Below are 13857 nucleotides of genomic sequence, written 5' to 3' on the forward strand. Positions count from 1 at the left end.
CATCACGTAAGATCAGGGCATGGGTCGATGGGAACCGAACTCGCGCGGGCGCCTGGAGCAGGCGGCACTTGAGCTGTACGGCGAGCGCGGTTTCGAACAGACCACGGTCGCGGAGATCGCCAGGCGTGCCGGGCTCACCGAGCGAACGTTCTTCCGGTACTTCGCCGACAAACGGGAAGTCCTGTTCGCGGGCGCCGCATCGCTGGAGGCTCTCTTCGTGAGCACCGTCTCCGGCGCCCCTGAGGCCGCCGCGCCGCTCGACGCCGTGGCCAAGGCACTCGAGGTCGTCGCCGGCACCTTTCAGGAGCGCCACGCATACGCCCGGGAGCGTCAGAAGGCGATCATCGCGAACGCGGAACTCCGCGAGCGGGAACTGATCAAACTCGCGTCGCTGTCCGCGGCGCTCGCCGAAGCCCTGCGCCTGCGGGGCGTCGCGGAGCCGGCGGCGAGCCTGACCGCCGAGGCCGGGGTCGCCGTCTTCAAGGTCGCGTTCGAGCGCTGGATCGAGGAGGAGAACGAGCAGGACCTCGGGCACCTCATCCAGGAGTCGCTCGACGAACTCAGGGCCGTGATGGCGGGCACCTGAGCCCCGGGTGCCCGCGGGATCAACTCCCGCAAGGCGACCCCGTATCGACTGGAAACTCCTGGCGCGCGGGCCTTCCTTCAGCGCCCGTCAATCTGCCCTACGTACGCGCCTGCCGTGGCGCGGGACCGGACTCCGCCGCGCCACGGCGCACCCGAGGTTCATGCCCTGTCGCGCCGGCAGTGGAGGAACAGCTGGGGTTCAGGCGTGGCTTCGGGATGGGCCGGGGCGAACATCGTGCTCTCCTGGGAGACCACCGTCAGTCCCGCCCCCTCGGCAAGGCCGACGAAGTCCGCGGGAGCGAAGCTCGTCACCCGCACGGCCTGTCCCATGAACATGCCCTCGACGTCCTCGACATCGAGCGGCACGGTGGCCAGGGCGACGCTGCCTCCCGGCTTCACGGCCCGCGCCAGCCGCCGCACGACGGCGGACTGCTCCTGGCGGGACATCTGCAGCAGCGCGAAGTACACGCAGACCGCGTCGAAGGAAGCGTCCTCGAGCGGGAACTCGCGGACATCGGCGCGCTGGAAGACAGCGCCGGGCACCTGACGAGCGGCGATATCGACCATGACCGGCGAGACGTCGATGCCGAGCACATCGTGTCCTGCCGCGGCGAGCGTCGCCGCAGTGGGCCGGCCCGTGCCGCTACCCACGTCCAACACCCCGCTTCCGGGGTCGAGTTGCCGCAAGAGCCAGGTCAACGACGCGCGGTGGGCCGCTGAGCGGGCGAAGGCCTTCTCGTACTCGCCGCCCAGCGCGTCGAACACCGCGGCCGCCCGTGACCGCTCGTCCCCGTCACTCAAGGTGCTCCCCCTTCGTCGCGGCATCCGTGCCGGCATCGTCGCATCCGTCACCAGAGCCCACAACGGGCCCACGCGGACAGGCCGGTGCGCGTCGCGACCCGCGCGAAGCGGCAGGGTCCGAGCGGCAGTGAAGCCCTCTCCACTCCGGCAGGAGCCACCTGGAGATCGAGCAGGGGCGGACACGCGCAGGCAGAAACATGCCCCTTCCGCCCAGGGGCTGAGGCAGCCCTGCCCACCCGACGCGTAGCCTTACGCGGGGCGGAGCCGGACGGCCGGGTCCGCCACGGCAGCGGAAGCAGTGCCCAGAAGAGAGGCGAACGAAAATGGCCGAGCAGGACGAGCACTTCGACGTGGTCGTACTCGGTGCGGGCCCCGGCGGCTATGTCGCCGCGATCCGCGCCGCGCAGCTGGGCAAACGCGTCGCCGTCGTCGAGGAGAGGTACTGGGGCGGGGTCTGCCTGAACGTCGGCTGCATCCCCACCAAGGCGCTGCTGCGCAACGCGGAGCTGGCGCACATCTTCACCCGCGAGGCCAAGACCTTCGGCATCAAGGTGGACGGACAGGTCACGTTCGACTACGGCGAGGCCTTCCTCCGCAGCCGCCGTGTCGCCGACGGCCGCGTCAAGGGCGTCCACTACCTGATGAAGAAGAACAAGATCACGGAGATCGACGGCCGCGGCACCTTCCTGGACCCGCACACCCTTCAGGTCGCCGGATACGACGGCGCCGGCCGCACCATCGGGTTCGACCACTGCATCATCGCCACCGGCGCCACCCCGAAGCTGCTGCCCGGCACCCGCCGGACCTCGCGCGTGGTGACGTACGAAGAGCAGATCCTCGCCGAGGATCTGCCCCAGTCGATCCTCATCGCTGGCGCCGGAGCTATCGGTATCGAGTTCGCCTACGTCCTGCACAACTACGGCGTGAAAGTCACCGTCGTCGAATTCCTCGACCGCATCGCCCCGCTGGAGGACGCCGAGGTCTCCGCCGAACTCGCCAAGCAGTACCGCAGGCTGGGCATCGACGTGCTCATCTCCACCCGGGTCGACTCCATCGACGAGTCGGGCCCCCAGGTCCGCGTGACCGTCACCGGCAAGGACGGCGCCCAGCAGGTCCTGGAGGCCGACAAGGTGCTCCAGGCGCTCGGCTTCGCGCCCAACGTCACGGGCTTCGGCCTGGAGAACACCGGCGTGCGCGTCAGCGAGCGCGGAGCCATCGACATCGACGGGTACTGCCGCACCTCGGTCCCGCACATCTACGCCATCGGCGACGTCACCGCCAAGCTGATGCTGGCGCACGCCGCCGAGGCGATGGGCGTGGTGGCCGCCGAGACCCTCGCGGACGCGGAGACCATGGAACTCGACTATGCGATGATCCCGCGCGCCACCTACTGCCAGCCGCAGATCGCCAGCTTCGGCTACACCGAGGCCCAGGCACGCGAGCGCGGTTTCGACGTCAAGGTGGCGAAGTTCCCATTCACCGCGAACGGCAAGGCGCACGGCCTCGGCGACACCACCGGCTTCGTGAAGCTGATCAGCGACGCCAGGTACGGCGAGCTCATCGGCGGCCATCTCATCGGCCCCGACGTCACCGAGTTGCTGCCCGAACTCACCTTGGCCCAGCAGTGGGACCTGACCGTCCATGAGGTGGCGCGCAATGTGCACGCCCACCCCACGCTCGGGGAGGCGGTCAAGGAAGCGGTGCACGGCCTGGCCGGCCACATGATCAACATGTGAGACACCGTCCGGCCTCCTCCCCTCGCTGCGAGGTGGGCCCCGACGTGTCGCGGGACACGGGTGCTCAGAACGAGAAGTCGGTCGTCCTGAGCACCCGCGCCGATCCGATGCGTCCCAGCAACGCCGACAGCGGTCTGCGCAGTCGGCGCCGGTCGGCCTCCAGCGCCGCCTCCAGATCCGCGCGGGTGTAGAGCCGGCCTCGGCTGACGACGGCTGTCAGTCCCTCCGACGGGTCCGTGCGCGCAGTGGGATCCGCGTTGTAGAGGAGGAGATCGGCGGGGGCACCCGGCGGAGGCTCATCAATTTGCTTAGAGTTCTTCAGTGATCGTACGGTGATCGTGTGGAACTTCTTCGGCTGTCAAAAGCTGCTAAGCGTTTGGGCGTTCACCCCGTGACGCTTCGGCTTTGGGCTGACTCGGGGAAGATTCCGGTGACTTGGGTCGGGCGTGAGCGTCGGTTCTCCTCGATCGATGTGGAGGCGATGAAGGTCTCCACCGGTCGCGAGCGTGTCCGCCTGGAGGGCCTGCATGTGCGCGTGTCCGGCTCCCATGGGCAGGAATCCTCGCTTCAGGCGCAGGAGAAGGAGCTGCGGGCCACCTCCATCGGCGAGGACTTCGTTTCGCTGGTCACCATGTTCGCCGGCCGCCTGTACGGGATGCGGTCGGCCGAAAACCGGCGTCGCCTGCTGGCCGAGTCGGGCCAGTGCGACGCAGGGCGCGCCGCGTGAGTCGAAAGCTGCCGATCGGTAAGGCCGAGACCTCCCGTACCGCGTGCGCCCGCACTCTTGTGCGCACAGGCGTGGATGAGAAGACGGGCGAAGTCCTGACCCAGGCCGTGCTGGCCGAACGTATCGGCTGGTGCAGCGACCTGGTGGCGGGCATGGTTTCTGTCGTGCTCGCCGAGCGTTGGAACAGCCGTGATGTGAAGGTACTCGCCTCCGGCGTGGACGAGGTCGGTCGGAATCTGCCGTCGAACGCGTGGATGGCGCTGCGCCGTCTGGGCTGGAGTGCCGCCCCGCACGAGGGCGTGAAGGTCAACGACCGGATCGTGCGCATGGCCCAAGAGCAGGCCGGGCGGGCGCTGCGCTCGGCGAAGTGGCGCGCCGAGATGACTGCCGGAGTCCTGGCGACGTGGCCCATCGATCCGAGCAAGCGCACTCCCCGCGAGTGGGACGCCGTACGCGCAGCGGTCCCTGGTGGAAAGTATCTGCCGTCCAGCATCATCAAGGCCCGCACCCGGCAGGCCGCCACGTATCTCAAGGCCAACGGCCGTCTGCCCGTGGACGTTTTCGAACTCGAAGGCACCCCGAAGGTGGCCCGCATGCTGCTGCTCGCCGCATGCGACGGGCAGCAGGCCACGATCGAACGCTCCGAAACCGACACCGGGCAGGCGCTGCTGCGCTTACAGTTGCCCACCCGCCCCGACCCGGCCACCTACCGGGACTGGACATGGGTGGCCTGCCCCATCACGCTGCCGCCAACGGTCCCGGCATCGGCGGTGCTCCACCTTCCCACCCTCCGCCTCGCGGGTGACACCGTGCGCGCTGACCTGGCCTACACCCACGCCGTCCCCAAGGCCCACCGCACCAGTCATGCGGTGGCGCTCGGCGTGGACTGGGGCCTGAACACGCTCCTCAGCACGGGCGCCGTGCAATTGAACGGCGAGCGGCGGACCACTGCGCTCGGGGCCGGCGCCCAGTTCCGGGCCGCCGGTGTGCTCGCCAAGCAGCACCGCCTGCGCCGCCTCTCGGAGCGACTGCACACCAAGGCCGACCAGTATGAACGGCTGACCGCAGGCCACGACGACCACCAGCTTGCCCCCAAGCTCGACGTGCTCCGCAGCGAGATCCAGCACGTGTCCAACCGCCGGTCGAACCTCAACGACTCCCTGGCATGGGTTGCCGCCAGGTGGACCGTCGACCAGGCCATCGCGGCCGGGGCCAGGGTGATCTATGTCGAGGATCTGCGGTCGATGGAAGCCGGGGGCATGGGCCGCACCCTGAACACCCGCCTGTCCCAGCAGGTCCGCGGACAGATCGCCGACCGCATGCGGCACCTCGCCACCGAGCAGGGCATCGCAGTCGTCACGGTTCCAGCGCGCAACACCTCCAGACTGTGCCCGCACTGCCTGATGCCGCTGCGCCACCGCAAGGCCCCCGACCGGCCCACCCTCGCGGGATGGAAATGGGCCATCTGCCCCAACCAGGACTGCCGTTGGCAGGGCGACCGCGACCACGGTGCCTGGCGCCGTATCGCCACCCGCGGCCTGGCCCACCAGGCCACGACCGTTACCGACCACACCAGCGGCCACATGGTGATCCGGACGGTCCTCGACAACCTGGAAGCGAACGCCGTCCTCACACCGACTCCCAAGACCAGCCGGAAGGACCGGTCCAAGACCGGCTCCACCCGGCGTCGTTCCACACGCCCCGCGCCCAGGCGACGCAGGGCACCCTCCCCAGCACGGCTTCGCGGTCGTGTTGGCCAGCGTCCGGAGGGACACGCTCACACGGACCGGACACGGCTGCCCCGCGCAGCCCACCGACACCAGGGCGTGAACACGATCAGCACGCCCACCACCGGCCACCAGCCACGAGGGGCAGCACTCGGCGCGGGATTCCACTTCCACGCCCACGCCTCCCCACCACGGTGGGAAACGATCCCGGAAACTCAATCCAACTCAGGATCGCATAGCTGATCAGAGACGCTGTGGGCCACGCGGTCGAGTTGCGCGCCGTCGATGCCCCGTACACCGGAAAGCCGCGTCCCGTGTGCCAGAGCCGGTCCGCATACAGCGGGGGCAGCATGCCGGCCTGTGGGGCGCGCCGGGCCGACTCGTAGTCCCGGTAGCTGAGCAGGGCCTCGGTGGCGACCAGGGTCGGGGTGTGGGCAAGGCCGTGCGCGGGGCTGTGTCGGACGACTTCGTCCAGACGCCGGTCGGTGACGCCCTGCCAGTCGGTGGACCGGCACAGTACGGATTCGGTCAGGTGGAGCGGGCTGCTGCGGGGCAGATGGGTGTGCATGTCCACGAGCCCCGGCAGCACATGGGCACCGCGGTACTGATCGAGGACCTCGCCGCCACCGTCGCCGGCGGGGGCGATGCGGTCGCCGCGCAGATGCAGTGCCGTATGGGGTGTGGATGATTCGGCGGGCTGGACGAAAGCCCAGGTCAGCCGTCTCCACACGGTAATGACCCACGTCACGGCCCAGTCGCGCAGCCGGGCCCGCAGCTCCGGAGGCCAGGTCTCGACGGCGGCCCGGTCGGCCTCGGGACAGGCCGTCAGGCAGCAGGGTGTCGGACAGAGTGCGCTCGGGGCCGTCCGCCGCCGGGGCACGGTCGGCCGACTGGAGCCGCCGGTACTGGGCCGTCAGCAGTCTGCGTCTCGCCCGGCTCGGCCGACGCCGATCACGCCCGGGTGCGTAGCGAAGCCCAAGACCGACGAGCCCTCGCCGGCGGGGGCGACGGAGCCGAGCGGGCTGCCGAACCGCAGCGGTCAGCCGAAGTGAGCGACGAACCGGTGAACGCCCGGCCCGGTGTGCGCGTGCGTCGGCTCGGACCGCAACTAGCAGCCGTGTCTATGGCACCTCGACAGCCTGAGCCGTGCCAAGCAGGTCCGGGCGATGATCCGGCTCGGCATCCACTGGATGAGGAGGGCGAGCGATGCACCCTGACGACCCCGAACATCTCCCGGGGGCGGGAGGTGTTGCTTGCTGAAGGCCGTCAGGCCATCGCCGACACCTGGACGGAGGCCAACCGCGCTCGTGGCCGAGATCGTCGCCGTAGTCGAGCAGAGGACCGGCGTCCGGCTGCCGACCGGCCGCCCCTCGGTCATGGACTCCACGCGACAACAGCTCCTCGCCGCCGACGTCCGGGGCCAGCACCTCCGGGCCGCCCTGAACATCGTGCTGCGCCGGTGGTTCTGGCCCAAGTCCGTGGCGACCCTCGGGGAGCTGGTGCCCGATCTGCCGGAGGACGTCCGGGACCAGATCGCCGACCACCTCGTCCGGGCGGGCCTGTCGTGAGCTGGGCGGACCTCTTGCCGGCCATTAGCTAAATCGGCCTCGGGGCCGGGCCGCAGACCGCACAATCACCGCATGACACTGGCTGCTTCTTCTTGGTGGGCCGACTGGCCCAAGTTCGTGCCCGGCTGGCTGGCGTTCGTGTGGACGCTCGGTGCCGGCGCCCGCAGGGTGTGGGTGCGCCGTAACAGGGTCGCCCTGGGTCCCGCTGACGACGAGCTGCGCGAGGCCCTTACGGGCATACGCACGCTGTTCGAGGTCATCACGACGCCGGGGGGCCGACGCGCCGACTGGTTCATGGCTGAGGAGCGGCGCGAGACCGCCCACCGCATTCAGGATCTGGCGGAGCGCAGGGAAGACAGCGCCCTGCGTGGGCTCCTGGCCAAGGTGACGCCGGCATGGGATGAGGCGTTCGCAGCGGCTCGGCCCACACGGCTCATCGACGGCGTGCTGGACCCCAACGCGGTGCCGGATTCACGGAAGAACCTGGAAGACGACCGGCGCTTCGCACAACAGGTGAAGTCCGCGCACGCAGGCCTGATACACGCCAGGGAGTCACTCGACCGCCTGAACGAGCTGGAGCGCAAGACCCACGGCCGCTAACGGCGGCCCGGCGCCTCGAACGCCGCCACGTCCGGCTCGTTGTCCAGCCAGTGCTGGCATACCTTCCAGTGGATGCGATCACTGACGTCGTTTTTCAGGTAGACGTCGGCGGCCAGGGGCCGGGGGCACCAGTTCTCGCCGTGCGCGCTGCACAGGGTGTCTTCGCGCTGCGGCTGCGGCGTCTCCCACCGGTCAATCTCAACGATGTCGGACCTCATGACCGGGCAGCGTAGCGGCGTCCGGCCCTGCCCCGCACCGGGACAACACCCGGACAAGCGGGAGCGGTTGTCCCGGGACACCGGACAACACGGGAACGCGGGGGATCGGTTGTCCGGCCCGTGTCCCGGGACAGGATGTCCCGGCCGGGCTCGTGTCCGGGGACGCTGTCCGGCGGCCGTCCCGGCGCGGACAGGCTGTCCGAGGGGGCGTGTCAGCCCGGCCGTGTCAGCCGGGCTGTCAGGGGTGTCAGTCAGCCCGTGTCAGACACCCACCCCCGTAGGGGGTGGTTTCGGGCCTGTCAGGTGTCAGTCGTGTCAGCCCGGCTGCCCGATGACGTAGGTGCCCTTGGCGGCGAGGGTGACGACGAGGCCCCGCTCCCGCAGCTCCCGGACCGTCCGGCGCCAGGTACCGATGCTCGTGGAGTAGATCGTCAGGGCCTCCCGCTCGCCCGGCAGCCGGGCCCCGACGGGCAGCTTCCCCGAGGCGATGTCGGCGGCGACGGCGTCGGCGATCCTCACGTACTCGTATCTGGGCAGCTCGGTCATGATCACAGGCTTACGCAGAGGGGTGCGGCCCGCATCACGGGAACGCGTCCGGACGCGTTGGAACGCAAGGGGACGCGGTGGGACGCAGTTCGCGCTACGTTGACCGAAGGAAGACCCCGGGGCCCTGCCAGGCCACCGGGGTCGCAGCCGACGCTTCGAGGGAGCGACGACATGACGCAACGTACATCCCGGCCGCCGACCATGGCAGAGCCCCCACCGCTGGACCGGGACACGATGCGGGCGACGGCCCGGCGGCTCCTGGCCGGGGAAGCCGAACAGCCCACACAGCAGGAGCTGTTGAACCTCGGAATGCTGCTCCGCGATCACATCCGTCAGCTCGTCCCCGAGGTGGAGTCGGCCGCCGGTCGGCTGCCGAAGGACGACATCCCGAGGGCGTGCGCGCTGGCGTGCGTCGGCGAGGCGCGCATGCGGCTCAGGCTGGGCGAGGGGGACAACGACCGGCTGCGCCTGTCCGTCGTCACCAAGCTGGCCCGCTCGGTGAACGCGCTGTGCGATCACGTGCAGAACCTGGGCGGGGCGCACCGGTGAGCGCGGTCCGGGTGTGCCGCCACTGCGACGAGCCGATCACCGACCCGGCCGACGCGGTGTTCGTCGCGCACGAGCCGGGCAACAGCGGGCCGAGGCGGGACATCTACGCCCACCGGGCGCATGCCGGCCTCGTGCGGCCGGACCCGGCGGCGACGGCGATCCTGGTCCGGGTGCTGCTCGCCCGCGCCCGGGGCGCAGCCGAGTAGCCCACACAGCACCGAGCCCCCGGCCGGTCGGTCGGGGGCTCGGTCGTGCTCGGGGTCACGCGTCCAGGGCATCATTGCCGGATCGCCAACTTGGCTAGACGCCGGAGCAATTGGCTACCCTTCCGTTGTCGGTGGCGGGTGCGACAATCCCATTCATGAGTGATGAGCTGCGGTCGCCTGACATGTCCGTCGCCCTCGACACGGCGGAGAACAAGGCCGTCGTCAGCCAGTGGCTGCTCGCGACCAGTGCCGTTCTTGCTCACCATTTCGGGGACACGGACACGGCCCGGCTGATCGCCGACGTGACCTCGGTGGAGGTGGTGCTGTGGGACACGGAGTCCGGGTTGTAGCTGCGCTCGTACGAGGTGATGTGGATCCGGTACCCACCGGCCTCGCACAGGTCGATGAGCTTGACGCCCTTGCCGGTCTCGCGGGCGAGGCAGGAGATCTCCCACAGCACGAGGATGTCACCGGAGGCACCGAAAGTGCCGTCGGCGAGGTCGGCCGTCAGCCGCTCGAAGTCCTCGCGGGCCTTGGTGGCGAACTTGGAGGCGGAGCCGATGTCGGTTTACGCCTCGCCCCACTCCCACGGCCCGACGTCCTGCTCAGCCACGAGGTTGTCCCGGTGCTGATCGGTGATGCTGCGGGCGGTCCGCCCCCTTTCCCTTGCTGACCTGCAGGTACTCCCGCGCGGTCGCAACGTCTGTGGCGATGCGGAGTGTTGTGGTGGTCATTGGTCGGACCCTCCTGGTGTGTCCCTTTCACCTCCAACCCTAGGTGGGTACTTGTCCGTGGGCACCGCGAGGACGGGCCGGGCCGCCGAGCCGGGTCAACCGCCCAAGGTGTGGACCATGTTGACGATGGCCCTCATCTGCGGCGCGCTCTTGACCGCGTAGTCCGAGCCGGTGTAGCCGAACCAGTCCCAGCAGCCTTGCGGGTTCACCGGCCAGATGCTGGAGACGGCCTGCGGGTAGAGGACGACGAGGTCGTTGGTGTCGGCGTAGGTGTCGAGGTTGCCCTTCTCGGCGAAGGCGGTGCCGAGGAGTTGCTGGGCGGACAGGCAGCCGTGCAGAGCCACCACGAGTTTGCAAGGGGCGCCGGCGGCGCAGGAGGGCGGGACGTAGAGCTGCCCGGTGGTGTCCATGGACATGTCCCCGGCGGAGCCGCCGGGGACATAGGCGGTCTGGTCGAAGTGGCTGAGGGTGCCCTGCGGCGCGCCGCTGTTGCGCGGGTTGACCCCGCCCAGCCATGTGGTGAGCATCTCGCGCTGCGGGTCGTTGTGGCAGTTGTTCAGGAACGGCGGCAGGGTCAGAGCGCAGGGCACGACGCCGTCGGGCGTGGGCCAGGAGTGCCCGGCCGGGTCCCAGTCGTGGTAGGTGACATCGGCGCCGAAGTGTTGGTAGAAGGCGACGCCGGCCTGGGAGACCAGCGGGTTGACGACCGGGTCGAGGTAGCCGTGATAGGTGTACACCGGCTTGCCCGCCAGGTTGGCGACGGGGTCGATACGGCCCTGCGCCGCCCAGTCCTCGGCCTGGCGCTCCAGCGTGCCGACACCCAGTCCCAGGTCGCAGGTGACGAACTTGATCACATTGCCCTGACCGCAGTCGTACGGCCCGGCCGCGACGATGCCGGCGCCGTCGAAGGTGCGGGAGTAGGCGACCTGGAGCTGGGTGGCCATGAAGCCGCCCGAGGAGACTCCGGTGACATAGGTGCCGGTGATGTTCAGTTCCGGCAGGGGCGGGGTGGCGGCCTGGGCCGGCGCGGCCAGGCCGACGGTGGCCAGAGCGGCCGCGGCACCGAGGACGGCGATGCCTTGTACGGCTCTGCGTAGGGAGCGGAACCTCATTGTGCACACTCCGGTGATGGGGGGAGGGATGACGGGGACCGCCCGTGCGGGCGGCCTCGGAGTGGGCTGCTCAAGCCGGACCCGATGACCCGCACCGTCCGTTCGGCGGTGCATCGGACGGCCGGCAGCGGGTGGCGCACACGCGGCGTGGATCAGCCGGGCTGCCCCGGGGTCGTTCTCCATGTCCACGTCGCCAACCAATCGATTGGTTGTTTCCGGATCGTTGCGAGTTACCATCCGGCTTCTGCGCTACGGTGTCAACCAATCGATTGGTTGGAATTCTTCGAGTCCTCAGGAGCAGCCATGGACCTTCCCGCATGGGAGCCCCGCCGGGTCGTCGCCATGGCAGCGGTCCTGCCCGACGGCGTCACACCGCCCGGCACGCGGGGGCGGATCCTCCAGGCCGGCCTCGAACTGTTCGCCGAGTCCGGTTTCGCGGGCGCCTCGATCCGGCAGATCGCACGCATGGTCGGCATCAACTCCGCGACCCTGTACGCGCATTACCCCTCCAAGGGGCATGTGCTGGCCGAGCTGGTACGCATCGGGCACGAGGAGATGCGGGCCCGGCTGGCCGAGGCGGCCGACGGCACCCGGAACGACAGCGCCGCCCGGCAGCTGACCGCCCTGGTCCGCGCCCATGTCCTGGTCCACACCGACTATCCGCTGCTGGCGGTCGTCACCAACAGCGAGCTCCACGCCCTCGATCCGGAACTGGCGGCGCCCTCACTCCAACTGCGCGACGAGTGCCGCCGACTGCTCGCGGACGTCCTGGAACGGGGCATCAAGAACGGTGAGTTCAGCCTCGCCGATCCGCTGCTCGCCGTCACGGCCATCGGCGGCCTCGGCGTACAGGTCGCCCATTGGTTCGGCCCCGCCCTCGACCGTACGCGTGAACAAGTAGCCGATCAGTACGCGCAGTTCGCGCTGCGCATGGTCAGCCCCGACCGCTGAGCGCCCTGGCTCCGAACCTGCCCGGTGTGCCGAGCCGCGGCGTTTCCCTACCCTGCCTGAGGGGGCTTCACCGCCCCCACCCGAAGGGGGCTCCCCGCCCCGCCCTGCGTGAAGGAGCGACCATGCGACCGGTCCTCGCCACCCGCCACGGCTCCGTCCGAGGCACCGTCGGACCCGCGGGCATCGCCTGCTTCAGGAACATCCCCTACGCCGCCGCGCCCACCGGGCCACTGCGCTTCGCACCACCGCGGCCGCCGGCGCCATGGGACGGGATCCGTGACGCCGACGCCTACGGCCCCACCGCCCCCAAGGCCCCCTACCCCGCACCGATGGACCGCCTCATCCCCGAGGCCGACATCCCTGGCGAGGACTTCCTCAACCTCAACGTCTGGACCCCGGACCCGGCTGGGCGCCTGCCCGTGATGGTGTGGATCCACGGCGGCGCCTTCAGCAACGGCTCCGGTTCCGTCCCCGGCTACGACGGCACCGCGTTCGCCCGCGACGGCGTCGTCATGGTCACCCTCAACTACCGTCTGGGCGCACAGGGATTCCTCCACCTCGGCCCGGACGACTCGGTATCGGCCAACCCCGGCCTGCTGGACCAGATCGCCGCCCTGGAGTGGGTCCGCGACAACATCGAGTCCTTCGGGGGCGACCCCCGGCGCGTCACCGTCTTCGGACAGTCGGCCGGTGCCATGAGCATCGGCGCCCTGCTCGCCATGCCCGCCGCCAAGGGGCTGATCCACCGCGCCGTACTGCAGAGCGGCGCGGCCCACCACACCCTCTCCCCCGCGTCCGCCGCCCTCGTCGCCACCCGCCTGGCCGCGATCCTCGAGGTCCCGGCCACCCGGCCGGACCTCGCCGCCGTACCTCTGGAACAACTACTCGCCGCGCAGCAGCAGTTGTGGGCCGAGATCTCGGCCCGCCCCGACCCGGAGCTGTGGGGCGAGGCTTCCGTCAACATGATGCCCTTCGAGCCGGTGGTCGACCAGGACACCCTGCCTCGTACGCCCATCGACGCGATCGCCGACGGGACGGCCGCCGGCATCGATGTTCTGGTGGGCTGGACCCGCGACGAGTTCCGCCTGTTCACCGTGCCCACCGGGCTGCACGGCCTGGTGACCGACGAGCTCGTGGAGCGCGCCGCCGCCGCGTACGGCCTGCCGCCCGGCCGAGGCGTGCCCATGTATCGCGCTGCCTTCCCGGACGCGACGCCGGGCGACCTCTACACCAAGATCGCCACCGACTGGTTCTACCGCCTGCCCGCCCTGCGCCTGGCCGAAGCGCAGACGCGCCACGGCGCCCGCGCCTTCGTGTACGAATTCGACTGGGCCTCCCCGGCGTTCGACGGCATGCTCGGCGCATGCCATGCCGTCGAGATCCCCTTCGTGTTCGACAACCTGGCCGAACCCGGCTTCGCTCCCCTGCTCGGCGACACCCGGCCGCAGGACATCGCCGACAGCATGCACGCCGCATGGGTCTCCTTCGCCACCACAGGAGATCCCGGCTGGCCCGCCTACCGTGAATCCGACCGCGCCGTCCGCCGGTTCGGCTCGTCACCGGACATCACCCACGATCCGGACCACGAGCTGCGGGTCCTGTGGGACGGCCTGCGTTGAGCCCGCGCCGTTGCACAGGGCGGCAGTCGACGTGAGGTGACGCCGGCGCCGGCGCCTGACGAGATGTGGTGACGAGCGCGCCGCGCGGCGCCCGTTCCCGCCTCAAAGAACGCGCCGCGCGGGGCCCGTTCCCCGAGGCGCCTGAGTGAGCGGCACCGGTCGGTGGAGAGCCGTCCGC

At 70.2% G+C, this 13857-nt stretch carries 18 protein-coding genes; 13 read left to right on the forward strand and 5 right to left on the reverse strand.

The window, feature by feature from the left end; translation table 11 throughout:
- The first annotated feature begins 19 nt into the window (after window positions 1–19).
- Window positions 20–586 carry a TetR family transcriptional regulator gene (locus ACQEXA_RS05535; RefSeq protein WP_432936627.1) on the forward strand — a complete coding sequence of 189 codons (567 nt, stop codon included), beginning with the start codon at window positions 20–22 and terminating at the stop codon, window positions 584–586.
- A 158-nt stretch (window positions 587–744) separates the two neighbouring features.
- On the opposite strand, the gene ACQEXA_RS05540 is transcribed toward ACQEXA_RS05535, so the two are convergent.
- Window positions 745–1422: a class I SAM-dependent methyltransferase gene (locus ACQEXA_RS05540; protein WP_432936624.1), complete on the reverse strand. Its 678-nt coding sequence runs from the start codon at window positions 1420–1422 to the stop codon at window positions 745–747.
- A gap of 287 nt (window positions 1423–1709) precedes the next feature.
- Here ACQEXA_RS05540 and lpdA point away from each other — a divergent pair, with 287 nt between their 5' ends.
- From lpdA to ACQEXA_RS05575, 7 genes are all read left to right on the forward strand, one after another.
- Window positions 1710–3122, forward strand: a complete 1413-nt coding sequence (gene lpdA / locus ACQEXA_RS05545; RefSeq protein ID WP_432936622.1) for a dihydrolipoyl dehydrogenase — start codon at window positions 1710–1712, stop codon at window positions 3120–3122.
- Window positions 3119–3313, forward strand: a complete 195-nt coding sequence (locus tag ACQEXA_RS05550; protein ID WP_432936620.1) for a hypothetical protein — start codon at window positions 3119–3121, stop codon at window positions 3311–3313. Before lpdA ends, ACQEXA_RS05550 begins: the two co-directional genes overlap by 4 nt.
- Window positions 3314–3462: 149 nt before the next feature.
- On the forward strand, window positions 3463–3849 hold the full coding sequence (locus tag ACQEXA_RS05555) for a helix-turn-helix domain-containing protein (protein ID WP_433128859.1): 387 nt from the start codon (window positions 3463–3465) through the stop codon (window positions 3847–3849).
- Entirely contained in the window at window positions 3846–5819 is a 1974-nt protein-coding gene (locus ACQEXA_RS05560) for a zinc ribbon domain-containing protein (protein ID WP_433128861.1), read from the forward strand. The genes ACQEXA_RS05555 and ACQEXA_RS05560 overlap by 4 nt, the downstream gene beginning before the upstream one ends.
- Before the next feature lie 187 nt (window positions 5820–6006).
- Complete coding sequence (locus ACQEXA_RS05565; RefSeq protein WP_432936614.1) at window positions 6007–6264, forward strand: hypothetical protein; 258 nt, start codon at window positions 6007–6009, stop codon at window positions 6262–6264.
- A gap of 619 nt (window positions 6265–6883) precedes the next feature.
- Entirely contained in the window at window positions 6884–7144 is a 261-nt protein-coding gene (locus tag ACQEXA_RS05570) for a hypothetical protein (protein ID WP_432936611.1), read from the forward strand.
- 72 nt (window positions 7145–7216) lie between these two features.
- The gene (locus tag ACQEXA_RS05575) at window positions 7217–7744 is read left to right on the forward strand and encodes a hypothetical protein (protein ID WP_432936609.1); all 528 of its coding nucleotides are present in this window, start codon (window positions 7217–7219) and stop codon (window positions 7742–7744) included.
- Here the strand turns inward: ACQEXA_RS05575 and ACQEXA_RS05580 are convergent.
- Entirely contained in the window at window positions 7741–7962 is a 222-nt protein-coding gene (locus ACQEXA_RS05580) for a hypothetical protein (protein ID WP_432936606.1), read from the reverse strand. The two genes, ACQEXA_RS05575 and ACQEXA_RS05580, sit on opposite strands and share 4 nt — an antisense overlap.
- A 315-nt stretch (window positions 7963–8277) precedes the next feature.
- Window positions 8278–8508, reverse strand: coding sequence for a GntR family transcriptional regulator (locus ACQEXA_RS05585; protein WP_432936604.1), 231 nt, complete (start codon window positions 8506–8508; stop codon window positions 8278–8280).
- A 171-nt stretch (window positions 8509–8679) separates the two neighbouring features.
- On the opposite strand from ACQEXA_RS05585, the gene ACQEXA_RS05590 reads away from it, so the two are divergent.
- The 3 genes from ACQEXA_RS05590 (at window position 8680) to ACQEXA_RS05600 (ending at window position 9613) form a co-directional block, all read left to right on the forward strand.
- Entirely contained in the window at window positions 8680–9057 is a 378-nt protein-coding gene (locus ACQEXA_RS05590) for a DUF6415 family natural product biosynthesis protein (protein WP_432936602.1), read from the forward strand.
- Window positions 9054–9263: a hypothetical protein gene (locus tag ACQEXA_RS05595; RefSeq protein WP_432936600.1), complete on the forward strand. Its 210-nt coding sequence runs from the start codon at window positions 9054–9056 to the stop codon at window positions 9261–9263. Before ACQEXA_RS05590 ends, ACQEXA_RS05595 begins: the two co-directional genes overlap by 4 nt.
- Before the next feature lie 155 nt (window positions 9264–9418).
- Window positions 9419–9613, forward strand: a complete 195-nt coding sequence (locus tag ACQEXA_RS05600; RefSeq protein WP_432936598.1) for a hypothetical protein — start codon at window positions 9419–9421, stop codon at window positions 9611–9613.
- On the opposite strand, the gene ACQEXA_RS05605 is transcribed toward ACQEXA_RS05600, so the two are convergent.
- Window positions 9523–9825 (reverse strand): recombinase family protein, encoded by a 303-nt coding sequence (locus ACQEXA_RS05605; protein ID WP_433134456.1) that lies wholly within the window; start codon window positions 9823–9825, stop codon window positions 9523–9525. The two genes, ACQEXA_RS05600 and ACQEXA_RS05605, sit on opposite strands and share 91 nt — an antisense overlap.
- Before the next feature lie 267 nt (window positions 9826–10092).
- Window positions 10093–11109: an extracellular catalytic domain type 2 short-chain-length polyhydroxyalkanoate depolymerase gene (locus tag ACQEXA_RS05610; protein WP_432936596.1), complete on the reverse strand. Its 1017-nt coding sequence runs from the start codon at window positions 11107–11109 to the stop codon at window positions 10093–10095.
- A 303-nt stretch (window positions 11110–11412) separates the two neighbouring features.
- Between ACQEXA_RS05610 and ACQEXA_RS05615 the strand changes: the two genes are divergently transcribed.
- Both ACQEXA_RS05615 and ACQEXA_RS05620 read left to right on the forward strand, forming a co-directional pair.
- On the forward strand, window positions 11413–12060 hold the full coding sequence (locus ACQEXA_RS05615) for a TetR/AcrR family transcriptional regulator (RefSeq protein WP_432936594.1): 648 nt from the start codon (window positions 11413–11415) through the stop codon (window positions 12058–12060).
- Between the two features lie 122 nt (window positions 12061–12182).
- Window positions 12183–13679 carry a carboxylesterase/lipase family protein gene (locus ACQEXA_RS05620; RefSeq protein ID WP_433128863.1) on the forward strand — a complete coding sequence of 499 codons (1497 nt, stop codon included), beginning with the start codon at window positions 12183–12185 and terminating at the stop codon, window positions 13677–13679.
- Window positions 13680–13857: the final 178 nt, after the last annotated feature.

This window comes from Streptomyces sp. CA-106110, assembly GCF_050936285.1.
GTDB lineage: Bacteria > Actinomycetota > Actinomycetes > Streptomycetales > Streptomycetaceae > Streptomyces.